This window comes from Nocardioides ureilyticus (assembly GCF_051280745.1).
GTDB lineage: Bacteria > Actinomycetota > Actinomycetes > Propionibacteriales > Nocardioidaceae > Nocardioides.
Genome location: NZ_JBNCOG010000004.1, coordinates 1 through 25,940 on the forward strand (window position 1 = coordinate 1; position 25,940 = coordinate 25,940).

The 25,940-nt window shown below is 73.5% G+C and carries 24 protein-coding genes and 1 tRNA gene; 17 read left to right on the forward strand and 8 right to left on the reverse strand.

Annotation, left to right across the window (positions count from 1 at the left end; genetic code table 11):
* From ACSMHG_RS03170 to ACSMHG_RS03190, 5 genes are all read left to right on the forward strand, one after another.
* A partial coding sequence (locus tag ACSMHG_RS03170; RefSeq protein WP_435741932.1) for a type II secretion system F family protein occupies positions 1–774 on the forward strand: 774 nt, incomplete at its 5' end.
* 4 nt (positions 775–778) lie between these two features.
* The gene (locus ACSMHG_RS03175) at positions 779–1,531 is read left to right on the forward strand and encodes a type II secretion system F family protein (protein ID WP_435741933.1); all 753 of its coding nucleotides are present in this window, start codon (positions 779–781) and stop codon (positions 1,529–1,531) included.
* Between the two features lie 137 nt (positions 1,532–1,668).
* Positions 1,669–1,854 (forward strand): DUF4244 domain-containing protein, encoded by a 186-nt coding sequence (locus ACSMHG_RS03180; protein WP_435741934.1) that lies wholly within the window; start codon positions 1,669–1,671, stop codon positions 1,852–1,854.
* Positions 1,851–2,234, forward strand: a complete 384-nt coding sequence (locus ACSMHG_RS03185) for a TadE family type IV pilus minor pilin (RefSeq protein WP_435741935.1) — start codon at positions 1,851–1,853, stop codon at positions 2,232–2,234. Before ACSMHG_RS03180 ends, ACSMHG_RS03185 begins: the two co-directional genes overlap by 4 nt.
* Before the next feature lie 41 nt (positions 2,235–2,275).
* Positions 2,276–2,593, forward strand: a complete 318-nt coding sequence (locus tag ACSMHG_RS03190) for an Rv3654c family TadE-like protein (protein WP_435741936.1) — start codon at positions 2,276–2,278, stop codon at positions 2,591–2,593.
* A gap of 26 nt (positions 2,594–2,619) precedes the next feature.
* On the opposite strand, the gene ACSMHG_RS03195 is transcribed toward ACSMHG_RS03190, so the two are convergent.
* The gene (locus ACSMHG_RS03195; RefSeq protein ID WP_435741937.1) at positions 2,620–4,953 is read right to left on the reverse strand and encodes a DEAD/DEAH box helicase; all 2,334 of its coding nucleotides are present in this window, start codon (positions 4,951–4,953) and stop codon (positions 2,620–2,622) included.
* 176 nt (positions 4,954–5,129) lie between these two features.
* Between ACSMHG_RS03195 and ACSMHG_RS03200 the strand changes: the two genes are divergently transcribed.
* A complete protein-coding gene (locus ACSMHG_RS03200; protein ID WP_435741938.1) occupies positions 5,130–5,468 on the forward strand; it encodes an anti-sigma factor antagonist in 339 nt (112 codons plus the stop codon).
* A gap of 253 nt (positions 5,469–5,721) precedes the next feature.
* A complete protein-coding gene (locus ACSMHG_RS03205) occupies positions 5,722–8,100 on the forward strand; it encodes a sodium-translocating pyrophosphatase (RefSeq protein WP_435741939.1) in 2,379 nt (792 codons plus the stop codon).
* A 101-nt stretch (positions 8,101–8,201) separates the two neighbouring features.
* On the opposite strand, the gene ACSMHG_RS03210 is transcribed toward ACSMHG_RS03205, so the two are convergent.
* Positions 8,202–9,806, reverse strand: coding sequence for a hypothetical protein (locus ACSMHG_RS03210; protein WP_435741940.1), 1,605 nt, complete (start codon positions 9,804–9,806; stop codon positions 8,202–8,204).
* 211 nt (positions 9,807–10,017) lie between these two features.
* On the opposite strand from ACSMHG_RS03210, the gene ACSMHG_RS03215 reads away from it, so the two are divergent.
* Positions 10,018–11,487, forward strand: coding sequence for a DUF7059 domain-containing protein (locus tag ACSMHG_RS03215; protein ID WP_435741941.1), 1,470 nt, complete (start codon positions 10,018–10,020; stop codon positions 11,485–11,487).
* Here the strand turns inward: ACSMHG_RS03215 and ACSMHG_RS03220 are convergent.
* On the reverse strand, positions 11,468–12,139 hold the full coding sequence (locus tag ACSMHG_RS03220) for a hypothetical protein (RefSeq protein ID WP_435741942.1): 672 nt from the start codon (positions 12,137–12,139) through the stop codon (positions 11,468–11,470). The two genes, ACSMHG_RS03215 and ACSMHG_RS03220, sit on opposite strands and share 20 nt — an antisense overlap.
* Complete coding sequence (locus ACSMHG_RS03225; protein WP_435741943.1) at positions 12,136–12,669, reverse strand: RNA polymerase sigma factor; 534 nt, start codon at positions 12,667–12,669, stop codon at positions 12,136–12,138. Before ACSMHG_RS03225 ends, ACSMHG_RS03220 begins: the two co-directional genes overlap by 4 nt.
* Positions 12,670–12,913: 244 nt before the next feature.
* Here ACSMHG_RS03225 and topA point away from each other — a divergent pair, with 244 nt between their 5' ends.
* The gene (gene topA, locus ACSMHG_RS03230; protein ID WP_435741944.1) at positions 12,914–15,625 is read left to right on the forward strand and encodes a type I DNA topoisomerase; all 2,712 of its coding nucleotides are present in this window, start codon (positions 12,914–12,916) and stop codon (positions 15,623–15,625) included.
* Between the two features lie 55 nt (positions 15,626–15,680).
* Here topA and ACSMHG_RS03235 read toward each other — a convergent pair whose 3' ends face one another.
* Together ACSMHG_RS03235 and ACSMHG_RS03240 are read right to left on the reverse strand one after the other, a co-directional pair.
* Positions 15,681–16,667, reverse strand: a complete 987-nt coding sequence (locus tag ACSMHG_RS03235; protein ID WP_435741945.1) for a YihY/virulence factor BrkB family protein — start codon at positions 16,665–16,667, stop codon at positions 15,681–15,683.
* Positions 16,664–17,728 (reverse strand): ion channel, encoded by a 1,065-nt coding sequence (locus ACSMHG_RS03240; protein WP_435741946.1) that lies wholly within the window; start codon positions 17,726–17,728, stop codon positions 16,664–16,666. Before ACSMHG_RS03240 ends, ACSMHG_RS03235 begins: the two co-directional genes overlap by 4 nt.
* A 134-nt stretch (positions 17,729–17,862) precedes the next feature.
* Between ACSMHG_RS03240 and tmk the strand changes: the two genes are divergently transcribed.
* The 3 genes from tmk to ACSMHG_RS03255 are packed head-to-tail and all read left to right on the forward strand — an operon-like array spanning position 17,863 to position 21,235.
* Positions 17,863–18,495: a dTMP kinase gene (tmk, locus tag ACSMHG_RS03245; RefSeq protein ID WP_435741947.1), complete on the forward strand. Its 633-nt coding sequence runs from the start codon at positions 17,863–17,865 to the stop codon at positions 18,493–18,495.
* Positions 18,492–19,664 (forward strand): DNA polymerase III subunit delta', encoded by a 1,173-nt coding sequence (locus ACSMHG_RS03250; RefSeq protein ID WP_435741948.1) that lies wholly within the window; start codon positions 18,492–18,494, stop codon positions 19,662–19,664. The genes tmk and ACSMHG_RS03250 overlap by 4 nt, the downstream gene beginning before the upstream one ends.
* Complete coding sequence (locus tag ACSMHG_RS03255; RefSeq protein ID WP_435741950.1) at positions 19,661–21,235, forward strand: alpha/beta hydrolase; 1,575 nt, start codon at positions 19,661–19,663, stop codon at positions 21,233–21,235. Before ACSMHG_RS03250 ends, ACSMHG_RS03255 begins: the two co-directional genes overlap by 4 nt.
* Positions 21,236–21,302: 67 nt before the next feature.
* Here the strand turns inward: ACSMHG_RS03255 and ACSMHG_RS03260 are convergent, their stop codons facing one another.
* A complete protein-coding gene (locus tag ACSMHG_RS03260; RefSeq protein WP_435741951.1) occupies positions 21,303–22,229 on the reverse strand; it encodes a LysR family transcriptional regulator in 927 nt (308 codons plus the stop codon).
* Between the two features lie 106 nt (positions 22,230–22,335).
* On the opposite strand from ACSMHG_RS03260, the gene ACSMHG_RS03265 reads away from it, so the two are divergent.
* Entirely contained in the window at positions 22,336–22,527 is a 192-nt protein-coding gene (locus tag ACSMHG_RS03265) for a hypothetical protein (RefSeq protein ID WP_435741952.1), read from the forward strand.
* Positions 22,528–22,532: 5 nt separating this feature from the next.
* On the opposite strand, the gene ACSMHG_RS03270 is transcribed toward ACSMHG_RS03265, so the two are convergent.
* Entirely contained in the window at positions 22,533–23,054 is a 522-nt protein-coding gene (locus ACSMHG_RS03270; protein ID WP_435741953.1) for a TspO/MBR family protein, read from the reverse strand.
* A gap of 140 nt (positions 23,055–23,194) precedes the next feature.
* On the opposite strand from ACSMHG_RS03270, the gene ACSMHG_RS03275 reads away from it, so the two are divergent.
* From ACSMHG_RS03275 to ACSMHG_RS03290, 4 genes are all read left to right on the forward strand, one after another.
* A tRNA-Thr gene (locus ACSMHG_RS03275) sits at positions 23,195–23,267 on the forward strand.
* Between the two features lie 220 nt (positions 23,268–23,487).
* Positions 23,488–23,799, forward strand: coding sequence for a hypothetical protein (locus ACSMHG_RS03280; RefSeq protein WP_435741954.1), 312 nt, complete (start codon positions 23,488–23,490; stop codon positions 23,797–23,799).
* Positions 23,800–23,928: 129 nt separating this feature from the next.
* On the forward strand, positions 23,929–24,222 hold the full coding sequence (locus ACSMHG_RS03285) for a hypothetical protein (RefSeq protein ID WP_435741955.1): 294 nt from the start codon (positions 23,929–23,931) through the stop codon (positions 24,220–24,222).
* 52 nt (positions 24,223–24,274) lie between these two features.
* Positions 24,275–25,522, forward strand: a complete 1,248-nt coding sequence (locus tag ACSMHG_RS03290; RefSeq protein ID WP_435741957.1) for a DUF1963 domain-containing protein — start codon at positions 24,275–24,277, stop codon at positions 25,520–25,522.
* The last annotated feature ends 418 nt before the right edge of the window (positions 25,523–25,940 follow it).

The window sequence follows — 25,940 nt, forward strand, 5'->3', positions numbered from 1 at the left end:
GCCGTGGCCGCGGCCCTTGCGGTGGCGCTCTGCTGGCCGCCCGCGCCGCGGCCGGTGCGTCCGGGTGGAGGGACCGGTGAGCGGGCCCGGCCCGGGATGCCGCTGGTCCTCACGGCGCCCGCAGCAGCCGGGTCGATGTTCCTGGGCCTCGGGCCGACCACGACCGCGCTGGTCGCCCTGGCGGTGCTCGTCGCGCTCGGCGTCCGGTGGGGGCTGCGTGAGCGGGTCTGCCAGCGCGAGGCGGTGGCCGTGGCGGAGCGGGTCCTCGAGGCCTGCGACCAGCTGGCGACCGAGCTGGGCGCCGGTCAGTCGCCCGGGGCGGCTCTCGAGCGAGCGGCGGCGGACTGGCCGGCGCTGGCCCCGGTCGCCGCTGCCTTCCGGATGGGCGCCGACGTGCCCGCCGCCCTCCGGGTGCTCGCCGACCGGCCCGGTGCCCACGACCTGCGGCTGGTCGCCGGGGCGTGGCAGGTGGCCCACCGCACCGGCCACGGCCTCGCCGACGCCGTGCACCGGGTGGCCCGTGAGCTGCGCGCCGTCCAGGCGACGCGTCGCATCGTGCGCGGCGAGCTGGCCTCGGCGCGAGCGACGGCCCGGCTGGTCGCGGTGCTTCCGGTGCTGGCCCTGCTCATGGGCTCCGGCTCCGGCGCCGACCCGTGGGCCTTCCTACTCGGCCATCCGGTCGGGGTGGCGTGCCTGGGTGCCGGCCTGGGTCTGGGCTGGCTCGGGCTGGCCTGGATCGAGGCGATCGCGCGGGACGTCGAGCGGACGGCGTGAACCGGTGCTGACCGGAGGCGGTGCGACGCCGGCGTCGGGCCTGCTGGTGGCGGGCCTGGCTGCGGGGCTCGCCGTCGCGCTGCTGGTCCCACCGCGGGTGCACCTCCCCCCGGACCCCGTGGCGCCCGCGGTCCCTGGCCCGGACAGCGGCTGGATGCGCCGCCACCGAGTGGTCCTGGCGCTGCTCGCCGGCCTCGGTGCGCACCAGGCGCTCGGCGGCCCCCTGGCGCCCGTCGCGGCGGCTGCGGCTGCCGTCGGGTCCTGGCTGGCCCTCACCAGGGCTGAGCCGCCGGCGCTCCGCCGCCGGCGGGAGGCGGTCCGCCGGGAGCTGCCGCACGTGGTCACGCTGCTCGGCGCCGCGCTGCACGGCGGGTCGCCGCCGGGCCAGGCGGTGGCGCTGGTCTGTCGCGCGCTCCCGGGGGCTGCCGCCGACCGCCTCGCGGTCGTCGCCGCGCGACTCGAGCTGGGCGTGGACCCGGTGAGCGTCTGGGGTGGTCTCGCGGACGACCCGGAGCTGGCGCCGCTCGGGCGGGCGTTCGCCCGCGCGCACCAGACCGGTGCGCCGCTCGCCGGCACCGTCGAGCGGCTGGCCGAGGAGCTCGCCCAGCGCGGCCGTGCCGACGTGGAGGACCGCGCCAGGACGGTCGGCGTGCGCGCGGCGCTGCCGCTGGGCCTCTGCCTGCTCCCCGCCTTCCTCTTGGTCGGCATCGTCCCGCTCGTCGCCGGGTTGCTGGGCGGCCTGCTCGCCGGTGGCTGACGTGGCCGGGCGACGTCCACAGCCGGCTCGTCCGGCGGGTGCCTCCACACCGGCCGCCGCGAGACCGGCGGGCCGGCTCCCGACGGACGAACCTCTCGGTACCGGCCACGCCGTGGCCCCGACCGAAGGAGCTCCACATGTCGCTCGTCCACCACGCCCGTCCCCGCCGCGAGGACGGCATCACCACCGCGGAGTACGCCGTGGGCACCGCAGCCGGCGCCGGGCTCGCCGGGCTGCTCTACAAGATGCTCAGCGGCGGCTTCGGCGACAAGCTGCTGAAGACGCTCTTCGACCACGTGCTCGGGCTCCTGGGCATCGGGTGATCCGCCGGGCCGGCCGGTGCCGGGACCAGCGCGGAGCGGCCACCGCCGAGCTCGCGCTGGTCCTGCCGTCGCTCGTGGCCGTGACGGCCGGCCTGGTCTGGCTGCTCGCGGTCGGGGCCGCCCAGGTGCAGGTCGTCGACGCGGCCCGCGAAGCCGCCCGTGCGGCAGCGCGCGGCGACGACGACGCGGCGGCCGTCGCCCGCGGCGAGCGGGTGGCCCCGCCCGGGAGCACCGTGACGCTGACCCGCTCCGGCGGCGAGGTCGTCGCCACCGCGAGCGGCGAGGTCGACGGACCCGGGGGCCTCTTCGACGCCCTGCCGTCGGTCCGGGTCAGCGCGAGCGCCACCGCGCTCGACGAGCGGGCCCCGGGCGGCGGCTGATGCGCGCTGACCGGAGGCGGCGGGGGGAGGACCGAGGCTCGGTGACGCTCTTCGCCGCCGGCTGCCTCGTCCTGCTGCTCCTGCTGGGCGCGGCCCTCGGGGTCACGGCGGCGATGTTCCGTGCCCACCGGGTGGCCCAGTCGGCGGCGGACCTCGCGGCGCTCGCCGGTGCCGCGACCGTGGGCTCCGGTGATCCCTGCGCGGCGGCCGACCGGGTCGCCGGCCGCAACGGCACCACGCTGCTGAGCTGCACCGTGGCCGCCCGCGACGTCCGGGTGGTCGTCGAGGCCCCCGGCCCCAGGTGGCTGGGCCAGGTGGCCGACCTCGCCGGCGAGGCGCGCGCCGGACCCGCCCCGTAGACGCCCCGTAGACGTCGGGCGGCCGGTCAGCCGCCGTCGAGGAGCACGTCGAGCAGGGCGGCGGCGCCGGCCTTGTCGAGGGGGTTGTTCTGGTTGCCGCACTTCGGCGACTGGATGCACGAGGGGCACCCGTCGGCACACGCGCACGAGGCGATGGTGTCCCGCGTCGCGGTGAGCCACTCCCGTGCCGCGGCGAAGCCTCGTTCGGCGAAGCCGGCGCCGCCCGGGTGCCCGTCGTGGACGAAGACCGTGAGCATGCCGGTGTCGGGGTGCAGCGCGGTCGAGACGCCGCCGATGTCCCAGCGGTCACACGTGGCGAAGAGCGGCAGCAGGCCGATGGAGCAGTGCTCGGCGGCGTGGGCGGCCCCGGGGAGGTCCTGGCGCAGGAGACCGGCCTCCTCGAGCACGTCGTCCGGCACGGTCCACCAGACCGCGGTGGTCCGCAGCGTGCGCACCGGCAGGTCGAGGGGCTCCTCCGACATCACCTCGCCGCCGGGCTGGCGGCGCTTGAGGAACGACACGACCTGGTGGGACACGTCGACCTCGCCGAACGCGAGCCGGCACTCGCCCCAGCGGCGGGCCTCCCGCTCCGCGACGATCGAGATCTCGGTGACCTCGCGCGCCGACGTGGAGTGGTCGACGTCGCGGCGGTCGATGACCGCGACGTGCTCCTCGAGGTCGAGCGACTCGACCAGGTAGGTCTCGCCGCGGTGCACGTAGACGGCGCCGGGGTGGGCCGCGCCGTGGGCGCTGGAGGCGTCGACGGTGCCGACGACCCGACCGGTCCCGGCCTCGACGAGCTGCACGGGGCGGCCGCCGGAGGAGCGGATGTCGGCGAGATCGGCGGCCCGCCGCCGGTCGGTCCAGAACCAGCCGCGCGGCCGCTTGCGGAGCAGCCCGGCGGCGGTCAGCTGGCCGACGACACCCTCGGCCGTCGGGCCGAAGAGCGGCAGGTCCTCGGGGGTCAGCGGGATCTCCTGCGCCGCGGCGCACAGGTGCGGCCCGAGCACGTAGGGGTTGCCGGGGTCGAAGACCGTCGCCTCGACCGGTCGCCCGAGGAGGGTCTCGGGGTGGTGCACGAGGTAGGTGTCGAGCGGGTCGTCTCGCGCCACCAGGACGCCGAGCGCGTCCTGCGCGCCGCGACCGGCGCGGCCCACCTGCTGCCACAGTGCGGCGCGGGTGCCGGGGAAGCCGGCCATCAGCACGGCGTCGAGGCCGCTGATGTCGATGCCCAGCTCGAGGGCGTTGGTCGCGGCCATCCCCGTCACCTCCCCACGACGCAGCGCCTCCTCGAGGGCGCGCCGCTCCTCCGGCAGGTAGCCACCGCGGTAGGACGCGACCCGGCCCGGCAGCGAGGGGTGCACCTCGGCGAGCAGCCCCGCCGCCGTCATGGCGACCTGCTCGGCTCCCCGGCGCGAGCGGACGAAGGCCAGCGTGCGGACGTCCTCGGCGACCAGGTCGGCGAGCAGGTCGGCGGTCTCCGAGGACGCTGCTCGCCGTACCGGTGCACCGTTCTCGCCGGCGTGCGAGGTGAAGGGGGGCTCCCACATCGCCAACGAGACCCGGCCGCGCGGGGAGCCGTCGCCGGTCACGGCGAGCACGTCGAGCCCGGTCAGCCGGCCGGCCGCCACCTCGGGGTCGGCCACCGTGGCCGAGGCGAGCACGAACGTCGGGTGCGCGCCGTACGCCGCGCAGATCCGCCGCAGCCGGCGCAGCACGTGGGCGACGTGGGCGCCGAAGACACCCCGGTAGTGGTGGCACTCGTCCACCACGACGTACTGCAGGGAGCCGAGGAACTGCGCCCACCGCTGGTGACCGGGCAGCAGCGACCGGTGCAGCATGTCGGGGTTGGTGAGGACGTACTCGGCGTGGTCCCGCGCCCAGTCCCGCTGGTCCCGGCCGCTGTCCCCGTCGTGGGTCGTGGCCCGCACGTCGACGCCGAGGCCCTGCAGCCCGGCGAGCTGGTCCTGCGCCAGCGCCTTCGTCGGGGCGAGGTAGAGGACGGTCGCGCCGCGCTGCCCCCGGCGGCCGCGGCCGGCCAGGACGGCGGAGAGGGCGGGCAGCTGGTAGGCCAGCGACTTGCCGGAGGCGGTCCCGGTCGCGAGCACCACGTGCGTGCCTGCGTGGGCAGCATCCGCCGCAGCCGCCTGGTGCTGCCACGGCGCGGCCACCCCCCGGGCCCGAAAGGCCGCGACGACGGACGGGTCCGCCCACGCCGGCCACGGGGCGGTGACCGCGGGCCGGGACGGGAGCGTCTCGACGTGGACCAACCGCTCCTCGCGCCCGGGCACGGAGGCGAGCCGGTCGACCAGCGCCGACAGCTCCCGCCCGTCCTGAGCGGGCTGTGCGGTCGAGGTCATCCCCTGATTCTCCCAGGCGCCGGGGACAGTCACCCGGGACAGCCGATCCACCGGAGGTCGGCGTGCGTGTGCGGCGGTCACCCCCGACGTGGTTTCATAGGCGAGCCGAGTGGCGGGACCAGTTCAGGCGGCCCCGTACGCTCACCCCGACCGGACAGTGCCTCCAGGGAGAACACGTGGACCTCACTCTTGCGACGCGCGACGTCGATGGCACGACCATCGTCGCGGTCGGCGGCGAGATCGACGTCTACACGGCCCCCAAGCTGCGCGACAAGATCACCGAGCTGGTCGCCGCCGGGACCTACAACCTGGTCATCGACATGGAGGCCGTGGAGTTCCTCGACTCCACCGGCCTGGGTGTCCTCGTCGGCGGCCTGAAGAAGGTCCGCGCCCACGACGGTTCCCTGCAGCTGGTGTGCACGCAGGACCGTCTCCTCAAGATCTTCCGCATCACCGGCCTCGCCAAGGTCTTCGTCATCCACGACTCCGCCGAGGCGGCCCTGGCCGACAGCTGACGGCCGACAGCCGGCCCTCAGCTGTCGGCCGGATCGAGCCAGTCACGACCGCGTGCCCCCCGGGGGCCCGCGGTCGTCGTGCTTCCCCGGGGCGATGACCGCGAGCGGAGCGACACGTGTGGTCCACGTCACACCGTCGTGCATTCCCCCGGTACGGCGTGCGTAGACTCCGGCTCACTTCGTGACCGGGATCACCTCGACGCAGGTCCGGGTGCCGGTCCGCTAGACCGCCGCTCACCCCAGGAGGAAGCGCATGATCGGTATCCATCCCGCCGTGTCGGTGGAAGGGGGTGACCTCGTCCTCGTCATCGTCGTCGCGCTGATCGCGCTCGGCGCCCTCGCGATGGCCGTGATGTTCCGGCACGAGGTCCTCGCCGCCGCCGAGGGCACCGAGAACATGAAGACCATCGCCCAGGCCGTCCAGGAGGGCGCCAACGCCTACCTGCAGCGGCAGTTCCGCACCCTGGCGGTCTTCGCTGTCATCGCCTTCTTCCTGCTGCTCGCGCTCCCCGCGGACGACGCGACGGTGCGGATCTTCCGGTCGGTGTTCTTCCTCGTGGGCGCCGGCTTCTCCGCTGCCGTGGGCTACCTCGGCATGTCCCTCGCCGTCCGGGCCAACCTTCGCGTCGCCGCTGCGGCCACCACCCAGGGCCGGGACCCGGCCATGCACATCGGCTTCCGCACCGGCGCCACCGTCGGGATGCTGACGGTCGGCCTCGGGCTCCTCGGCGCCAGCGTCGTGGTCCTGTTCTTCCAGGACGACGCGCCGGAGGTGCTGGAGGGCTTCGGCTTCGGCGCCGCGCTGCTGGCGATGTTCATGCGCGTCGGCGGCGGCATCTTCACCAAGGCGGCCGACGTCGGCGCCGACCTGGTGGGCAAGGTCGAGAACAACATCCCCGAGGACGACCCGCGCAACGCCGCCACGATCGCCGACAACGTCGGGGACAACGTCGGCGACTGCGCCGGCATGGCCGCCGACCTCTTCGAGTCCTACGCCGTCACGCTCGTCGCGGCCCTGATCCTCGGGTCGCAGGCGTTCGGCGACGCCGGCCTGGTCTTCCCGCTGCTCGTGCCGGCCATCGGCGCGCTGACCGCGGTCGCCGGTGTCTACCTCACCAAGCCGCGGGCCGGCGAGAGCGGCCTCACGACCATCAACCGGGCCTTCTACATCTCCGCCGCCGTCGGTGCGCTCGCCTCGGTGGTCCTGGCCTTCCTCTACCTGCCGACCGACTTCGCCGACCTCGACGGCGTCCCGGCCGGCGGCAGCCCGCTGGACCAGGCGTTCGGCTACGAGGCCGCCAACGGCAACCCGGCCCTGATCGCCGCGCTCGCCGTGGTGATCGGCGTGGTGCTCGCCGCCGCCATCCTCGCCCTCACCGGCTACTTCACCGGCACCGACTTCAAGCCGGTCAAGGACGTCGGCCGGACCTCGCTCACCGGTCCCGCCACCGTCATCCTCTCCGGGCTGTCGGTCGGCTTCGAGTCGGCGGTCTACACGACCCTCGTCATCGGGGCGGCCGTCTTCGGCGCGTTCCTGCTCGGCGGCGGGTCGCTCTCCATCGCGCTGTTCGCGGTGGCGCTCGCCGGCTGCGGCCTGCTCACGACGGTCGGCGTCATCGTCGCGATGGACACCTTCGGCCCGGTCTCCGACAACGCCCAGGGCATCGCCGAGATGTCGGGCGACGTCAGCCCGGAGGGCGCGCAGATCCTCACCGAGCTCGACGCGGTCGGCAACACGACGAAGGCGATCACGAAGGGGATCGCCATCGCCACGGCGGTGCTCGCGGCGAGCGCGCTCTTCGGCTCCTACATCGGCACGGCGATCGACCAGATCCGGGAGACCGGGCTGGCCGAGGGCGACACGCTGAACTTCTTCGTCTTCAGCCCCGACGTCCTGGTCGGGCTGCTGATCGGCGTCGCGGTCGTGTTCCTCTTCTCCGGCCTGGCCATCAACGCCGTCGGCCGGGCCGCCGGCGCGGTCGTGTACGAGGTCCGCCGGCAGTTCCGCGAGATCCCCGGGATCATGGAGGGCACGGGCCGCCCGGAGTACGGCAAGGTCGTCGACATCGTGACCCGCGACTCGCTGCGCGAGCTGGCCACGCCCGGCATCCTCGCGATCCTCTCGCCGATCGCGGTCGGCTTCGGCCTGGGCGTCGGCGCCCTCGCCGGGTTCCTCGCCGGAGCGATCGGCGCGGGCACGCTCATGGCGGTCTTCCTCGCCAACGCCGGTGGCGCCTGGGACAACGCCAAGAAGCTCGTCGAGGACGGCCACCACGGCGGCAAGGGATCACTGGCGCACGAGGCGACGATCATCGGGGACACGGTCGGCGACCCGTTCAAGGACACCGCCGGGCCGGCGATCAACCCGCTGATCAAGGTGATGAACCTGGTCGCCCTGCTCATCGTCGGCGCGGTGGTCAGCCTCAACCTCGGTGAGGACGCGAACCGCCCGGTCTCCATCCTCATCGCCCTGGTGGCCGCCGCGGGCATCGCTGCCGCGGTGGTGATCTCCAAGCGCCGCTCGGTGGTCATCGGCGACGACGACGGCGCAGCACCTCCGCCGCCCGCGCCCGGCGGCGGGCCGGCGGTGGACACGTCACCGACCCAGCCGTACCAGACGCCCACCGCCTGAACGGCGTAGGCGCCGCCACGCAGCAAGAGCCCCCGGTGCCGATCGGCACCGGGGGCTCTTGCTCCTGCTCTGCGTCGGGTCAGGGCCGTGGCGGGTCGGACCTAGCGCTTGGCGCGCTTGACCTTGACCTTGACCGTCTTCACCGAGCCCTCGACGTACTGGTTCTCCAGGTAGACGACGCGCAGCTTGTGCTGGCCGGCCTTGCGCATCTTGATCCGGACCTTCTTGGCCTTGTCGCCCTGCTCGAAGGTGACCGTCCGGAGGCGCTTGCTGCCGTCGAAGACCCGGACCCGGCCGGGGACGAAGTGGCCGTCGGCCTTGGTCCACACCCGCAGGACCGCCTTCTGGCCCTGGCGGAGGGTCGTGCGCTGGGCCTTCGCCTTCACCTTGGCCGCGAGCTTGGCGACCGTGACCGGTGCGGAGGTGGCCATGGCCGAGTCCGCGTCGCGGGTGGCCGTGACCACCACCGCGAGCTGCGAGGCGAGGTCGCCGAAGCCGACCCGGTACGTCGAGCCGGTGCCGACCGTCTCGCTGCCGTTGCGCACCCACCGGTAGCTCAGCGTGGGGGCCGGCCCCTCGCTCCAGGTGGCGGGTCGGACGCTCAGGGTGTCGCCGTACTCGACGCCGCTGGACGGGCTGATCGCCGGCGCGGTGACGGCGGTGAGCTCGTCGGCGACCGGGGTGATCGCGGCGCTCGTCGAGGTGCCCTCGGCCGTGCCCTTCGTTGCGGTGGCGACCACCGTGACGGCCTTGCCGACGTCACCGGGCTTGATGGTGTACGTCGGACCGGTGCCGGCGGGCGTGCCGGCGACCATCCAGGCGTAGGTCGTGGGCTCCACGTCGGCCGGGTCCCAGACCGGTGCCTTGGCGGAGAGCACGTCGCCGGGGGCGAGGCCCTTCGAGGCGTCGATCGCGACCGGGGTGGTGGCCTTGATCTCCTGCGCCGGGATCGGCATCTTGCTGGTCAGCAGGCTGACGACGGGCAGCCCGGCGAGGCTGCCGGTGATGCGCGCGAAGACCTGGCTGCCGGCGTCGTCGGCGGTCGGGACGTAGTCCCAGCCCGTGGCGCCCGGGATCGGCAGCGTGGTGCCGGCCTTCTCGCGGAACCACTGCACCGCCTGCTGCACGGCGGTCTGCGCCTGGCCGTCGAGGAGCCAGGTGGGACGCAGGATGCCCAGCCGGTCAGTGAGCTGCTGGAGCGCGGAGTGGAATACCGCCTTCAGCTGGCCTGCGGCGTCGCCGTCGGCGGGGACCGTGACCGGGCTGGTCTCGAGGCTGAGCGGGAGGAACCCGAGGAGGGAGGCGACCACCTTCGCGGTGACCTCGCAGCCCGCCTGCAGCTCGGTCGGGACGTACTCCTGCAGGCCCGCGGTGCCCGGGATGGGCACCCCGTTGCACAGCCAGGTGTCCACGCTCACCAGCGGCTTGAGCAGCGGGCCGAGGAGCGGGTCGAGCAGGCCCCACACCGGGTCCACGAGGGTGAGCAGCTGGCCGACCCCGGCGGTGCCGCTCAGGCTCGGGGGCAGCGTGGGCAGGGGCAGCAGGCCGAGCAGGTCCTGCTGCGCCGCGGTGCCGGTGCTCGTGGTCGCCGCGGCCGTACGTGCGGCGGGTGCCGTCGGCTCGGCGGCGACGGCCGAGGTGACTAGTCCGCTGGTGACGAGCGCGGTGGCCGCGACCGTGCCGGCGGCGCGCTGGAATGCGTGCATGTGGGTCCTCCCCCTCGGGCGACCGGGCTCCCGACCGGGCGCTCCTCGACGTGTGCGGGGCCGTATCGACCCGCTGAACGCCGAACTTAAGGCCAATTTCGTGGGCTAGGACACCTCTTGGCGACGGATGGGCCGTTCGTACTAGTCCGAACGGGCCAGGGGGTGGTCCTTCGGCGGGGCGACGCTCCGCGGTGCGCCCTACAGTCGAGCCGTGAGCACTCCCACCGACCTGCCGGCCAGGCTGCGCGCCGCCCTGACCGTCGCGGGCTTCACCTACGACGCCGTGGCCGAGCTCCTCGGCTCCCGCGCGCACGACGCGCTCGCGCGCAACGAGACGACACCCGGTCTGCGGCGTACCGGTGGCGGCACCGCGCTGGAGACGCTGGTCCGGCTCTTCCTCCTCCAGACCACCGTCCCGGCCGAGGCGGCCGAGCGGGCGTTGCCCGGCCTCGTGGACCGGATGGCGGCCGAGGGGCTGATCGAGCAGAGCGTCGGTGAGGTGGCGGCCCGGCTCGACGTCCGCCCCTACCAGGCCGACGGTCGCGACCTCTGGGTCGTCAGCGACCTGACCCCAGGACTCGACGGCGGGCCGCAGCGGGTCGGCGCGGACCACGTGCTGGGCATCAGCCCCGCGTCCACGTCGCTGGCCCAGCTGACGATCCGCGAGCCCGTCGGTCGCGCCCTCGACCTCGGCACCGGCTGCGGCGTCCAGGCGCTGCACCTGGCGACCCACGCCGGCGAGGTCGTGGCCACCGACGTCAACCGGCGGGCGCTGTGGATGACCCGGTTCAACGCCGCCCTCAACGAGGTGTCGGCGACCGTGGACGTGCGCGACGGCTCCTACTTCGACCCGGTCGCGGGCGAGCGGTTCGACCTGATCGCCACCAACCCGCCGTTCGTCATCTCCCCCGGCACGGGCGAGCGGCTGGTCTACCGCGACTCCGGCCTGCCGGGGGACCGGGTGGTCGAGGACATCGTCCGGACCGCGCCGTCGCACCTGGCCGACGGCGGCTGGTGCCAGGTTCTCGCCAACTGGGTGGTCACCGAGGGCCGGCCGTGGGAGGAGCGGTTGGCCCCCTGGGTCGCCGACGACTGCGACGCGCTCGTCGTCCAGCGCGAGCTGCTCGACCCCGCGGCCTACGTCGAGCTCTGGCTCAAGGACGCCGGCCAGCACGGCGCCGCCGACTACCTGGTCCGCTACGACACCTGGTTGTCGTGGTTCGAGGAGCAGGGCGTGGAGGCCATCGGCTTCGGGTGGATCAACCTGCACCGGGTCGGCGAGGGCGCCGCTCGACGTGCCTTTCTCGACTGGCCGTACGACGTCGAGCAGCCGATCGCGCCCGCTGTCGCCGACTGGGGGCGCGTCGGACAGGTGCCGACGGACGCCGACGCCCGCCTGGTCGTCCGCGAGGACGTGCGGCAGGAGACGGTCGGCCCGGTCGGCGCGGAGGACCCCGAGACGATCGTCCTGCGCCAGCAGCGCGGGTTCCGCCGGGCGCGGCAGGCCGACACCGTCGAGGCCGCGCTCGTCGGCGCCTGCGACGGGGAGCTGAGCGTCGGCCGGATCCTCGACGCGGTCGCCCAGCTGCTCGACCGGGACGCCGCCGAGGTCCGGGCCGGCTACCTGCCGGTCGTGGCGGAGCTGGTCGAGGAGGGGTTCCTCACCGAAGCTCGCCGGTGAGGGACATCGCCGGCTGGCCCACCTCGCTGCCCAGCACGGCGTCGACCCGGAGCGCGAGACGCGGCTCGGTGCCGCAGCTGGCCTCGAGCACCTCGACGGTGCCCGAGGCGTCGCCCACGGCGCTGGAGAGCTCGTTGGCGTCGCGATCGCCGGCGAGAGCGAAGAAGAGGACGATCGGGTAGGTGTCGGAGCCGCCCGGGCCGTCGACGGGCAGGCGCAGGACACGCCCCGCCGGGAGCTTCGCCACCTGCCCCTGGATGAGCAGGAACGGCTGGGCCAGCCCCTCCTCCGGCCCCTCGCCGACGGTCCGGAACGGCGTCTCCGCGGTGATCAGGCCGCCCTCACAAGTGACGTCGACGTCCGCGAACGTGTACGGCGTGCCGTCCGGCAGCGTGGTGGTCAGCGTGCTCACCGGTCCCGGATCGACGGCGGGGTCGACCGCCCGGACCGGCTCGTCGCCGCTGCCGAGGGCGAAAGCGCCGACGACCGCGGCGAGCGTGAGGGCGGCACCACCGGCGGTGGCACGGCGCCGACGGCGGCGTACGGCGACGCGGCGCTCGACCCGGGCCGGGCCGTCGGCCGGCGGCGCCAGCGCGCCGGTGAGCCGCTCGTAGGCGGCCCGGATGTCGGGGTCCTGCTCGGTGTCCTTCATCGGGGTGCGTCCTCTCGTGTGGTCGTGCCCGGGACGGTCGGGAGGTGGTGGCGGGCGTGCTCGCGGAGGCGCTCGGTCCCGCGCGAGAGCTGGCTCTTCACGGTCCCCTCGGAGCACCCCATCCGTGCGGCGATCCCGCGCACGTCGAGGTCCTCGACGTACCGCAGGGCCAGCGCGGTGCGCTGCCGGGGGCTGAGCGTCGCGAGCGCGTCGACCAGCCAGGCGTCGACCTCGCCGACCTGCACGGGGGCGGTGGCTGGGTCCGTCGTGCCGGTGAGCGGCAACTCGCGGCGCAGCCGGCGGATCCGGTCGATGTTCAGCCGCACCATGACCGTGCGCGTCCACGCCTCCGGGACGTCGGGACGTCGGCCCGTCCACCGCTCGCCGAGGCGGGCCAGCGTCTCCTGGGTCAGGTCCCAGGCGTCGTGCGGGTCACCGGTGAGGGCGTGCGCCAGCCGCAGCAGGTTCCCTTGCTGGGCCGCGACGAACTCGCCGAAGTCGGGGTTGCGGCCCGGTCCGCCTCCTGCCACGTCAGCTCTCCGTCCGTTCGGATCTCCTACTGTCCCCCTGTTGACGTCGGCGGGTCACGGAACGTTGAGGGCGTGCCCCGTTTCCCCGACGCGGTGCCGGGCCGACGGGGCGCGTCGTGGGACACACGACCCGTCCGGCCCGGGGGCCACCGAAGCGGCGCGGTGGACAGCACGCGCTACCGTGATCGGCCGTGAGCCCCCGGAGCGTGGGTTCCGCCGAGCAACGTGAGGAAATGACAGGTTCGTGGCACACAAGTTGGTGATCGTCGAGTCCCCGGCGAAGGCCCAGAAGATCGGGGGCTACCTCGGGCAGGGGTACGTCGTCGAGTCCTCGGTCGGCCACATCCGTGACCTGCCCCAGTCCGCCGCCGACACCCCGGCGAAGATCAAGGACAAGCCGTGGGGCCGGCTCGCCGTCGACGTCGACCACGGCTTCGAGCCGTACTACGTGGTCCCCAAGCGCTCCAAGGACCAGGTCAAGAAGCTGAAGAGCCTGCTCAAGGACGCCGACGAGCTCTTCCTCGCCACCGATGAGGACCGCGAGGGCGAGGCGATCGCCTGGCACCTGCTGGACGAGCTGAAGCCGAAGGGCATCCCGGTGCGCCGGATGGTCTTCCACGAGATCACCGAGCCGGCGATCCTCGCCGCCGCGGAGAACCCCCGCGACCTCGACATGGACCTCGTCGAGGCGCAGGAGGCGCGCCGCATCCTCGACCGCCTCTACGGCTACGAGGTCAGCCCGGTGCTGTGGAAGAAGGTCATGTCCGGCCTCTCCGCGGGCCGCGTGCAGTCGGTCGCCACCCGGCTCGTCGTCGACCGCGAGCGCGAGCGGATGAAGTTCCGCGTCGCCTCCTACTGGGACCTGGAGGGGACCTTCGACGCCGGCTCGAAGCACGAGCAGCGGATGTTCCCGGCCAAGCTGCACTCCGTCGACGACGTCCGGGTCGCCCGCGGCTCCGACTTCGGCCAGGACGGGGTCCTCAAGGACGGCGCCAAGGTCGTCCACCTGGACCGGACCCGTGCCGAGGCGCTGGCCGGCGCGCTCCAGGAGAGCACCTTCGAGGTCCGCTCGGTCGAGTCCAAGCCGTACCGCCGCTCGCCGTACGCGCCGTTCCGGACCACGACGCTGCAGCAGGAGGCCAGCCGCAAGCTCGGCATGAGCGCCAGCGTGACGATGTCGGTCGCCCAGCGCCTGTACGAGAACGGCTTCATCACCTACATGCGCACCGACTCCTCGACGCTGTCGGGGGCCGCGATCGACGCGGCGCGCTCCCAGGTGCGCGAGCTGTACGGCGCGGAGTACCTGCCCGACGCGCCCCGCACCTACGCCGGCAAGGTGAAGAACGCCCAGGAGGCGCACGAGGCCATCCGCCCCGCGGGCGACACCTTCCGCACGCCCGGCCAGACCGGCCTGAGCGGTGAGCAGTTCCGTCTCTACGAGCTGATCTGGATGCGCACCGTCGCCTCGCAGATGAAGGACGCCACCGGCCAGTCGGTCTCGGTGCGGATCGGCGGCACCGCGGCGACCGGCGAGGACGTCGTCTTCTCCGCCAGCGGCCGCACCATCACCTTCCACGGCTTCCTCAAGGCCTACGTCGAGGGCACCGACGACGGCGGCCAGAAGGACGACGCGGAGACCCGGCTCCCGGTGCTCGAGCGGGGCGACGCGCTCTCGGCCGCCTCGCTCAGCGCCGCCGGCCACGAGACCAAGCCGCCGTCGCGCTACACCGAGGCGACGCTGGTCAAGGAGCTCGAGGAGCGCGAGATCGGGCGCCCGTCGACGTACGCCTCGATCATCAAGACGATCGTCGACCGCGGCTACGTCTACAAGAAGGGCAACGCCCTGGTGCCGGCGTGGCTGGCGTTCTCGGTGATCCGCCTGATGGAGGAGCACTTCCCGCGGCAGATCTCCTACGAGTTCACCGCGCAGATGGAGGACGTGCTCGACGAGATCGCGGCCGGTCGCCGCGACCGCGCGACGGAGCTGGCGGAGTTCTACTTCGGGTCCGGTGACGTCGAGGGCCTCAAGACGCTCGTCGACGGGCTCGGCGACATCGACGCCCGCGAGCTCGCGACCTTCCCGGTCGGCGGCCCCGACTCCGGCATCCACCTGCGGGTGGGCCGCTACGGGCCGTACCTCGAGGGACCGGACGACGAGGGCAACCCGACCGGCAAGCGGGCGAACGTGCCCGACGACCTCCCGCCCGACGAGCTCACGCTGGAGAAGGCCACCGAGCTCTTCGCCAACCCCGCCGGCGAGGAGATCCAGCTCGGCCGCCACCCCGAGACCGGGCTGGAGGTCGTGGCGAAGAACGGCCGGTACGGGCCGTACGTCACCGAGGTGCTCCCGGAGGACGCGCCGAAGAACGCGAAGCCGCGCACCGGCTCGCTGTTCAAGTCGATGTCGCTCGACACCGTCTCGCTCGAGGACGCCGTCAAGCTGCTCTCGCTCCCGCGCGTGGTCGGCGTCGCCGAGGACGGCGAGGAGATCACCGCCCAGAACGGTCGCTACGGGCCGTACCTGAAGAAGGGCACCGACTCCCGGTCGCTGACCTCCGAGGAGCAGCTGCTCACCATCACCCTCGACGAGGCGCTGAAGATCTACGCCCAACCCAAGCAGCGGGGCCGCGCCGCGGCCGCGCCGCCGCTCAAGGAGCTCGGCAACGACCCGGTCTCCGGCCAGCCGGTCGTGGTGAAGTCCGGGCGGTTCGGCGAGTACGTCACCGACGGCGAGTACAACGCGACGCTGCGCAAGGACGACACGGTCGAGTCGATCACCCTCGAGCGCGCGGCCGAGCTGCTCGCCGAGCGCCGCGAGCGGGGGCCGGCCAAGAAGACGGCCAAGAAGACCACGAAGAAGGCCGCTGCGAAGAAGACCACCACGAAGAAGGCTGCCGCCAAGAAGACCGCCACGAAGAAGACGGCGGCGAAGAAGGCGGCGGCGAAGAAGGCCTGACCTCGGCTGGTCGAGGAGGTCGCGCAGCGACCGTCTCGAGACCCCCCCGCCGCGCTCAGGAGTGGTCGTCGGACTCCACGCGGCGCCCGTGCGGCCGACCGGGGTCGTCGTACACCGGATCCGGCTCGCCGGCGCGGTAGGCCTCCAGCTGCGCGCAGACGGCGGTCCCGTAGAAGAGCCCGGTCGCGCTGAGCCAGGACCACAGCAGCAGCGCCATGATGCCGGCGAGCGGGCCGTAGGTGGCGTCGAAGGAGCCGCTGAGCCGCACGTACGTCGCCAGGCCGGCCGCCGCGAGCATGCTCACGGCCACGGCGGTGGCCGAGCCGAGGGCGAGCCAGGACAGTGCGGGCTGGCGGCGCCGCGGGGCGTGGTCGAGCACGACCGCGATCGTCACGACCAGCAGGAGCGTGCCCAGCGGCCACCGGACCACCTGCCAGGTCGTCTCGGTCGACGAGGACCAGCCGTAGACCTCGACCATGGCGTCGGCGAACGCCCCGCCGGCCACCAGGAGCAGGAAGCCGAGCCCGACGGGCACGGCCAGGAGCCCGGTGAGCACGGCGGCGCGGCCGTACTTGCGCAGCGCCGGGCGGTCGCGGCGGATGCCGTAGATCCGGTTGGCGCCCCGCTCGACCTGGCCCATCGCCGTCGCCATCGAGACGAGGGACACGAGCAGGCCCACGACGAGCGCCAGCTCGCCCGCCCGCTCGGCGGAGTCCCCGGTCACGGCTCCCACCAGTGCGTCGCCGTCACCGTGCCCGGGCGCCACCTGCTGCACGGTCAGCGCGACGACCCGGGCCAGGCGCCGCTGGTCCAGGTCGGCCGTGAGCCCGGTGAGCGCCAGCAGGAACGGCACGACCGCGAGGCAGGCCTGCAGGGCCAGCGCCCGGCTGTTGGTGAAGCCGTCGCCGTACCGGAAGCGGACGAAGGAGTCGACGGCGATCCGCCACAGCCCGTGCTGACGCGCCAGGCGCCAGGCGTCCTCCGCGTCCAGCTCGTCGCCGTCGAGCTCGGTGGTGACCGGGACCGTGCGCGCGGTGGTCACGTGCCCGACGGCACGTCGCCGAGCAGCCCGCGGAGCTCGTCGGGACCCAGTCGCCGCGGGCCGACGTAGTAGAGCACCGAGCCGGCCGGCACCGGGCTGTCCCACGGCGGGCTCACGGTCACGTCGTCGAGGTGGCCCGGCGGGCGCAGGGCGAGCAGGGTCGCGCCGTGGGCCTCGCCGAGCGCGCGCTGCCACGCGCCGTACGTCGCCGTCGCGCCGTCCGGGGCGGTGCTGGACCAGGTCCCGACCCCTCCGGGGGTCATCAGCTCGTCGTAGACGCCGGCGATGCCGGGGTCCTGGAGCTCCTCGACCACCATCTGGGTCGCGTGCCACTGCACGCAGTGCACGGTCCGGTCGATCCGGGCGATGGTCCGCCGCCGCGTGAGGTCACGCAGCGTCACGACGGTGTGCACGCCGCTGGAGACCTCCTCGGCCGCGACGGTGAGCGTGACCGCCTCGTTGTCGTCGCGGGCGTCGATGAGCACCGCCCCGGCCCGCTCGGGGGCGGCGCGACGCAGCACGGGCAGGTCCGCCAGGTCGCCGCGGACGAAGTGGATGCGTGGCTCGTCGGCGAACGGGTCCGCCTCGGCCTGGTCCTCCCACGCGCAGACCACCACGTCGAGGTCGCGGCCGGCGATCGCAGCGTCGGCACGCAGGTCCTGGACCAGCCGCTCGGTGCGGCCGGGGGTGTAGCCCACGAGCACCACGTGCCCGGAGAGGTCGTGGTCGGTGAGGCCTCGCATGCGGCGTCCCTTCGCTCGGGAGATCCGGTCGGCGACGTGGGTGAAGACGGTCGTGAGGGTGACGACGCCGCCCACCACGACGTACCCCGCCACGGCCCGGCCGGCGGTGCTCTCGGGGTACACGTCGCCGTACCCCACGGTGGAGGCGGTGATGAGGAACCACCACCAGTACTGGTGCGGGTCGGCGATGTCGGTGTCGGTCTCGACCAGCGCCATCAGCGCCCAGCTGCTCAGGAAGACGCCGAGCAGCACCAGGACCGGCGTCCTCCAGGACGCGCGGCGCAGGTATCGGCGGAGGAGCATCGAGAGTGACGGCATCGGCAGCCAGCCAAGTGGATGTCCGGCGGGGAGCCAAGTCGCCGGCGTCCTGCTGGTCGTCCTGCTGGTCGTCCTGCTGGGCGGCCGCGGACGGCGCGTTGGCCGCTGTCGGCAGGTGGACGTAGGTTCGCCCCGTGCACTCCGCGACCGGTCTCCTCGTCTGCTTCGAGGGCGGCGAGGGGTCGGGCAAGTCCACCCAGTCCCGGCTCCTGCGCTCCTGGCTCGAGGAGCAGGGCCACACCGTCGTGCTCACCTTCGAGCCGGGTGACACGCCGGTCGGGCGCCGGCTCCGGGAGATCCTGCTCGGGCCGGAGACGGGGGAGCTGTCACCGCGGGCCGAGGCGCTCATCTACGCCGCGGACCGCGCCGAGCACGTCGACCGGTTGGTGCGCCCGGCGCTGGAGCGCGGCGAGGTCGTCGTCATGGACCGGTACGTCGACTCCTCGCTGGCCTACCAGGGCGCCGGCCGGGAGCTCGACGTCGCCGACGTGGAGCGGGTCTCGCGGTGGGCGACCGGCGACCTTCGCCCGCACCTGACCGTGGTGCTCGACCTGGAGCCCGAGCAGGGGCTGGGCCGGTTCGAGGGCCGGGACCGGATGGAGGGCGAGTCGCTGGCGTTCCACCGCCGGGTGCGCGAGGCGTTCCTGCGGATGGCCGAGGCCGACCCGGACCACTACCTGGTCCTCGACGCACGCACGTCGGTGGACGAGACCGCGGCCGCGGTGCGAGCCCGGGTGGCCCCGCTCCTGGGGCAGGTGGCGTCGTGAGCGCCACGGCCCCGGCCTCGGTCTGGGACTCGCTCGTGGGCCAGTCGCGGCCGGTCGAGGCGCTGCGCGGCGCCGCCACCGGCCACGGGATGAGCCACGCCTGGCTCTTCACCGGCCCCCCGGGCTCCGGCCGCTCGAACGCCGCCGTCGCCTTCGCCGCCGCGCTGCAGTGCGACCAGGCCGGCTGCGGGAGCTGCCACTCGTGCCGCACCGTGCTCGCCGGGTCGCACGCCGACGTGAGCGTCATCCGCACCGAGAAGCTGTCGATCGGCGTCGACGAGGTCCGGGACCTGGTCCGTCGCGCCGCGCTCGCCCCGGTGGGCCAGCGGTGGCAGGTGCTCGTCGTCGAGGACGCCGACCGGCTCACCGACCAGGCCTGCAACGCCCTGCTCAAGGCGATCGAGGAGCCGACCGAGCGGACGGTGTGGATGCTCTGCGCGCCCACCGTCGAGGACGTCCTCCCCACGATCCGCTCGCGGTGCCGGCTGGTGACGTTGTCGACGCCGGCCGCCGCCGACGTGGCCGACTTCCTGGCGCGCCGCGACCAGGTCAGCCCGGCGCTGGCGTCGTACGCCGCCCGCGCCAGCCAGGGGCACATCGGCCGCGCCCGGGCGCTGGCCCGCGACGAGGGTGCCCGGGAGCGCCGGCGCGAGGTCGTGGGGATCCCGGCCACGCTGACCACGCTGGGCCGCTGCATGAGCGCCGCGACCCGGCTGGCGGAGGTCACCAAGGACGAGGCCGACGTGATCACCGGCGAGCTCGACGCGCGGGAGAAGGCCGACCTGGACGCGTCGTACGGCGTGGTGGAGCGGGGGCGCCGGCCGCGGGAGTACTCGCCCGCCCTCTCCGCGCTCGAGAAGGGGCAGAAGACCCGCGCCAAGCGGCGGCACCTCGACGTGGTCGACCGGGCGCTGATGGACCTGGTCTCGGTCTACCGCGACGCCATCGCGGTCGCGACCGGGGCGCCGGGCGAGCTGGTCAACGAGGAGGTGCGCGGCGACGTGGAGCAGGTCGTGCGGACCTCGACGCCCGAGCTCAACCTCCGGCGGATCGACGCGATCTTCACGGCCCGCGAGCAGATGCTCGAGTTCAACGTGCCGGTCGCCTTGGCGCTGGAGTCCATGATGGTCGAGCTACAGGTCCCGAGCCAGCAGGGGAGCAGCCGGTGAGGCAGCAGACCGTCCGGGTCATCGCGCTCGTGGTGGCCGTCGCGATGGTGCTCGCCGCCGCCGCGGTGGCGCTCGGTGCGTTCGTCGGGGGCGACGGCGAGCCGCGGTCCGGCGGCGGGGGCCGCGCGGTGCCCGCACCGACCAGCACGCCCGTCGGCGACGCGACGGAGCCCCCGAGCCCGGACCTCGCCCGCTTCTACGAGCAGGACCTCGAGTGGCAGGCCTGCGACGACCACGAGTGCGCGCGGCTCACCGTGCCCGTCGACTACGACGACCCGGACGGGGAGACCATCGAGCTGGCCCTCCTGCGCGTGCCGGCGACCGACCCCGGCGACCGGCTCGGCTCCCTGGTCGTCAACCCGGGCGGACCGGGCGCGCCCGGCACGACGTACGCCGCCCAGGCGGGCCTCGCGTTCGGCGACGCGCTGCGCGAGCACTACGACGTCGTCGGCTTCGACCCCCGGGGCACCGGCTCGTCGGCGCCGCTCGACTGCCTCTCCGACGATGCGCTCGACGCCTACCTGGCCGCCGACCCGGACCCGGACTCCTCGAGCGAGGTGGCCGTCCTGGTCGACGGGATCGAGACGCTCCACGCGGGCTGCCTCGAGCGCTCCGGTGACCTCGCCAACCACGTGACCACGGTCGAGGCGGCCCGCGACATGGACGTCCTCCGCGCCGCGCTGGGCGAGCCGGAGCTGGACTACTTCGGCGCGTCGTACGGCACGAAGCTGGGGGCCACCTACGCCGAGCTCTTCCCCGACCGGGTCGGCCAGCTGGTGCTCGACGGCGCGGTCGACACCGGGCTCAGCTCCCGCGAGCTCAGCCTGGGCCAAGCCCGCGGGTTCGAGACGGCGCTGCGCGCGTACGTCGAGCACTGCGTCGCCCAGGGGGACTGCCCGCTCGGCGACAGCGTGGAGGCCGGACTCGACCGGCTCCAGCGGTTCCTCGCCGAGGTCGACCGCCAGGGGCTCCCGACCAGCGGCGACCGGTCGCTGCGGGTGGGCAACGCCTTCTACGGCCTCGTCGCCCCGCTCTACAACCGCGACTACTGGCCGCTGCTGACCCAGGCGCTCGAGCGGGCCTTCGCCGGAGACGGCTCGATGCTGATGCTGCTCTCGGACGCCTACTCCTCCCGCGGGCCGGACGGCTACCTCGACAACAGCTCCGAGGCGATCGCGGCCATCAACTGCCTCGACGACCCGTACGCCGTGACGCCGGAGGAGGTGCCGGCCCAGGTGCCCGACTTCGAGGAGGCCTCGCCGACCTTCGGCCGGGTCTTCGCGTGGGGGCTCGTCGGGTGCCTCGGCCACGAGGCCGAGTCCGAGGTGGCGGACCTGGAGATCGACGCGGCCGGTGCGCCGCCGATCGTGGTGATCGGGACGACCCGCGACCCGGCCACGCCGTACGAGTGGGCCGAGGGGCTCGCGGAGCGGCTGGAGTCCGGGGTGCTGGTCACCCGGGACGGCGACGGCCACACCGGCTACTACGCCGGCAACGAGTGCGTCGACGACGCGGTCGAGCAGTTCCTCGTCGAGGAGGTCGTGCCCGAGGACGGGCTGGTCTGCTCCTAGTCCCCACCCCTCCCGCCGCGTGCTGCCCAGCGTGCGCCAGGGCGCACTGTGGGCAGCACGGGGCGGGTCAGCGGGGGCGGACCGGCTCGGCGATCGCCTGGATGCGCGCGGTGGCCAGCTCGATCATCAGCCGGGCCGCGGGGGAGAGCGTGGCGTCGGCGCGGTGGACGATCGCGATGGTGTCGAACTGGCGGGGCCGGAGCGAGACGTAGCCGGCGTCCGGCGCGAGCCGGGGGAGCAGCTCGTCGACGACGCCGCGGGGCACGACGCTGTCGGCGAGGCCCATGCCCACGAGCTCGACGGCGGTCTCGATGTCCTCGACCTCGATGCGGGTCGCCGGGTTGCGGCCGGTCTCGTGGAGCATCTGGCGCAGCACGATGCGCGTGGAGTCGGTCGCGCGCCACGTCGTCTCGGGCATCACCAGGGAGGCCTGGGCCAGGCGGTGCGCCGTGACGGGTGAGGCGACCCGCTCGGGGTCGGTGGAGATGTAGACCAGCTCGTCGCGGGCGACCGGGGTGATGGCCATCCCCTCGCTGGTCGCGGCGGCGACGGCGATCATCGCCGCCTCGAGCCGGCCGCGGCGCAGCTCCTCCTGCACGTCGGCGGAGTTCTGCCCGACCAGCTCCACCCGGACGCCGGGGTAGCGCTGCAGCACGTCGGCGACCAGCCCCGCGCCGGCGTACAGCCGGGCGGCGCCGAACATGCCGAACCGGATGGTGCCGGTCTCGAAGGACTTCACGCTCTGCACGGCGCGCTCGGCGTCGTCGATCGAGGCAAGCACGCGCTCGGCGTACGGGCGCAGGGTGTCGCCCACGGTGGTCGGCACGACGCCGCGACCGACCCGGCGGAAGAGCGGGACGCCGAGGGACTTCTCCAGCGCCCGGATCTGCTCGGAGACCGACGGCTGGGCGTAGCCGAGCTCCTCGGCGGCGCGGGTCAGCGAGCCGTGCTCGTAGGCGGCGAGGAAGCATGTGAGCTGGTGCACAGAAAGCACAAGGTCGAGCCTATGCCACTGGCTGGAAAGAGAGGCTACCCCTATGGATCCTCGGCGGTCAGACTGGACGTAGCAATCCTGCTGCCGAGTCGAGAAAGGACCCGCCGTGTTCACCCACACCTGCACCGTGTGCCAGAAGCGTCAGCTCATCTTCCCCTCCCAGATCACGGCCGTCGCCGACTCCGGCCAGGGCGCGGTCGCCACCTTCACCTGCTGGTGCGGGGCCGAGCAGTCCGCGCCGTACGGGCTCGCCCCGACCGGCGGGAAGAGCGAGAAGAAGGTCGCCCTCGCGGCCTGACCGGCTCAGCGGTTCAACCACCAGATCGAGGCGTTGAGCGCGGTCGCGAACGCCACCCAGGCGGCGTAGGGCACCAGCAGCAGCGCGGCTGCCCGGCTGCGGGGGACCGCGAGCGCGATCAGGGCAACGACGGAGGCGAGCAGCGCGAGGATCTCGACCAGCGCCAGCGCGTAGGCTCCGGCAGCGAAGAAGAGCGGCGTCCATGCGGCGTTGAGCACCAGCTGCACGGCCCACACGACGACTGCCCGGTCGACCCCGCGCTGGCGCCACAGGAGCCAGCCGGCAATCGCGATCATGCCGTACAGCACCGTCCACACCGGTCCGAAGACCCAGGACGGCGGCGCGAACTGCGGCAGCTCCAGCCGGTCGTACGTCGACTCGGCGGATCCGGCCGCGACCGCTCCGAGCGCCGCGGCGACCGCCACCGCCGCCACGAACGCCGCGAGGCCGAGCCCTGCGTGCGTCGACGACCCGGGCGGCGCCGTCAGGGTCGAGCGGTGTGCGGTCTGCTCCGATGGGGCGGCCATGTCCCGAGTCTGCTCGGCGGCCGGCAACGCCGTCCACCCGCGCCGCGGGACGTGGCGCCCGCCGGTTTTCGCGCCACCAGAGGCGATCCGTATACTTCCCCGAGTTGCCCGCCACCCGGCCCGCCGGACGGGGGCAGCGCGCCGCCTTAGCTCAGTCGGTAGAGCGATTCACTCGTAATGAATAGGTCGTCGGTTCGATTCCGACAGGCGGCTCAGATCAAACGGCTCCTGACCTGCGGCCACGCAAGTCAGGAGCCGCTCTGTTGGTGTCACAGGTGTGCGCGTTTTCCGCGAACCCTCCGCGAATGCGGATCGCTTCCCGCATCGGGCGCCTCCAGGAGCACCCCGACGTACGGCGACCCGCTACGACATCCCTGTCTTCCTTACGGCCGGTGCCCGCCTGGCCCACGCCGATGACGGATCCCTGACGGCCGTGAGCTCCTCCGGTGACGTCATCGGCGCGTTCGCGGCGCCCTGGGCGTTCGACGCCGGCGCCCGCCCGGTTCCGACGCGTTTCGAGATCACTCCCGAGGGCTTGACCCAAGTCGTCGATCACCGCGGCGCTCGGTACCCCGTGATCGCTGACCCGGCCTGGTTCGTGCCGGTCGCGATCGTTGGTAGTCGGATCGCGGTCAAGGTCGCGGTGAAGGCCCTGACGAAGAAGGGCGCGCAGCGCGCGGCCGTGCGTGCGGTCAAGAAGATTGGGAAGACCCCGAAGAAGGCCGGGGCACCGATCAAGGGGTAGTTCAAGACGGCCGGCAACTTCAAGATCCGGCTCAACGCCACGCCGAAAGAGAAGCACGGGTTCGGCACCTACAAGGCGTTCCTCAAGAAGTGGGGACCAGCGGGAACTGGCCGCCAGTGGCACCACATCGTGGAGCAGTCGGCGCTTCGGCACACCGGCGGCCGGGTGAAGGCGTGGATGGTGCACAACCGGCAGAACCTCGTTGCGATCCCGACCGGGATCCACCAGAAGTGCGTCAGCGCCCTGATGGGTACGAGGTTGAAGAACATCCCCGCCAGCCAGTTATCCCGTCTGGGAATCCGGCGGGTCGCGGCGAACCGGAACCTGACCTTACGGGAGTACCAGCGAGGTTTCAGCTACGAGAACCTGCATCTGATCGGGCTCCGGCTCCTGACACTATGCGGGGTGGAGGTAGCACTGTGATCAGCGACAATGACCTGGAAGTCGCCCGCTCGCGTGGGCCGGTGACGACACCGTGAGCCCGAGCCAGGGTGCCGACGCCACCGGGCGGCTGCGGGCCCTGGTGGCTCGGCTGGAGCAGATCGCCGCGACCCCCGGCGGGACGGACTCCACCGACGCCAGCGACCAGGCCGACCAAGTGCTGGACGCGTTGAGCGCCTCCACCGCAAGGTCGACCGACCGCGCCCTGCTGCGCTCGATCCTCGCCGGGCACCCGGACCCACAGGTGCGTGAGTGGCTCCGGTCGCTGGTCGTGCCGGGTGTGCACCTGGGCGTCACCGATCCGGAGCGCGTCTACGCCCAGCCTGCCGTGCCCGTGAGCCCGGCACGGGTCCCGTTCCGGCCCGCGGTCACGCTGCTCACCAAGCCGTTCCCATCCGGGTCGGTGCTGGAACGACGCCGGTTCCGCAAGAAGCCCTGGACCGGTGGGTACGGCTGGCACGGGGGAGCGCCCCAGTCCTCCAGCGCCCTGATGTCGTGGCCCATCAATGGCGCCGGTGTTCCGCTGTCGTTCCTGCTCCAGGTCGACCTCGAAGGCGTCGAGAGCAACGTGTACGAGGAGGACTATGCGACCGTCGGGCTGCCGACGAGAGGTGTCCTACAGCTCTTCGTCGACACCAGTGCCCTTCTGGCGGCAACGACCGACTCGGCGACCTCCGAGCCCGTCACCGACGCACTGGCCGCGGCCACCGAGAGCCGCGGAGTCGGGTCCGTTCGGAAGCCCCGGTTCGTGGACCACCAAGTGGTGTGCGTGCCGCCGGAGGAACTCAGCGACGAGCTGCATCGCACGCCGCGGGAGAGCGCGGAGTCCGACCTTGAGCTCGTCAACGCCGACACAGCCCTCACCCTGCCGCCGCTGTCCGATGTGGTCGACCTGTTCGAGGAGGGCGAGCGGGATGAGTACGCCGTCCTCGAGCGGGTCCTGGACGAGGACCCGTACTTGCGCAACGTGGCCGGCGGCTTGGAGCTGGCCGAGACGTCGCCGGTTGAGGACGACTACGTCGACCTCGCACCCGCGGCGCGGATGGGGGGATACCCCGTGCCGACCCGCGACGTGTGGGAGCAGGTGGAGAAGCGGGTCCGATGCCGCCGTGGTGGCGAGGTCTTGGTCCTCTTCGACCTGCCCGTCCCGCGTCACGAGTACGTAACGGTTCCGGGGTGGCGGCTGCTGGTCGCGGCCGCGTCCGCCGAGGTCGCAACGGGAGACTTCAGTGGCACGGTCGCGTGCTTTTACCCGCACAGCGGCCGCGGGTCAGCGATGTGAGCCAGGGCCGAGAACTGGTGTACGTGACGTGTAGGGGCTACTGCACGAACTGATGACAGTGTCACCCACTCGTGCAGCAGGCCCTTCGGTGTGCTTGGGCAGTGGACCCGCGTTTCACGGCAGGACGAGTCAGAGCGCGCGAAAGACCCTCACGCAGCGCGAGTGACGGCCTTCGGGGTCGTGTGTGGGCAGGCTGCCGCCACCTGGTGGGTGGTGGTGCGATGTGGTGTCCGGCGGTGAATCGTCACGGGTTCTATGCCGCTTCTGCACAGGGGCGGCTCACGATTGGGGTTGGGGGAGTGCGGGCTACGTAGGCGCACAGCGACGCGCGAGGTGACGGCGGAGCTGGTGCGGCGCTGTGGTGAGCTGCGCGCCGTGCGAGTGGCTGCCACAGTTCCCATACGTGAGGCCGTCGCGG

Bases quoted from the DNA above. Each gene is read 5' to 3' on its own strand.
- ACSMHG_RS03180 (WP_435741934.1), top strand. From the start codon at position 1,669: ATGTCGCTCGTCCACCACGCCCGTCCCCGCCGCGAGGACGGCATCACC.
- ACSMHG_RS03195 (WP_435741937.1), bottom strand. From the start codon at position 4,953: ATGACCTCGACCGCACAGCCCGCTCAGGACGGGCGGGAGCTGTCGGCG.
- ACSMHG_RS03205 (WP_435741939.1), top strand. From the start codon at position 5,722: ATGATCGGTATCCATCCCGCCGTGTCGGTGGAAGGGGGTGACCTCGTC.
- ACSMHG_RS03210 (WP_435741940.1), bottom strand. From the start codon at position 9,806: ATGCACGCATTCCAGCGCGCCGCCGGCACGGTCGCGGCCACCGCGCTC.
- ACSMHG_RS03220 (WP_435741942.1), bottom strand. From the start codon at position 12,139: ATGAAGGACACCGAGCAGGACCCCGACATCCGGGCCGCCTACGAGCGG.
- ACSMHG_RS03240 (WP_435741946.1), bottom strand. From the start codon at position 17,728: ATGCCGTCACTCTCGATGCTCCTCCGCCGATACCTGCGCCGCGCGTCC.
- ACSMHG_RS03270 (WP_435741953.1), bottom strand. From the start codon at position 23,054: ATGGCCGCCCCATCGGAGCAGACCGCACACCGCTCGACCCTGACGGCG.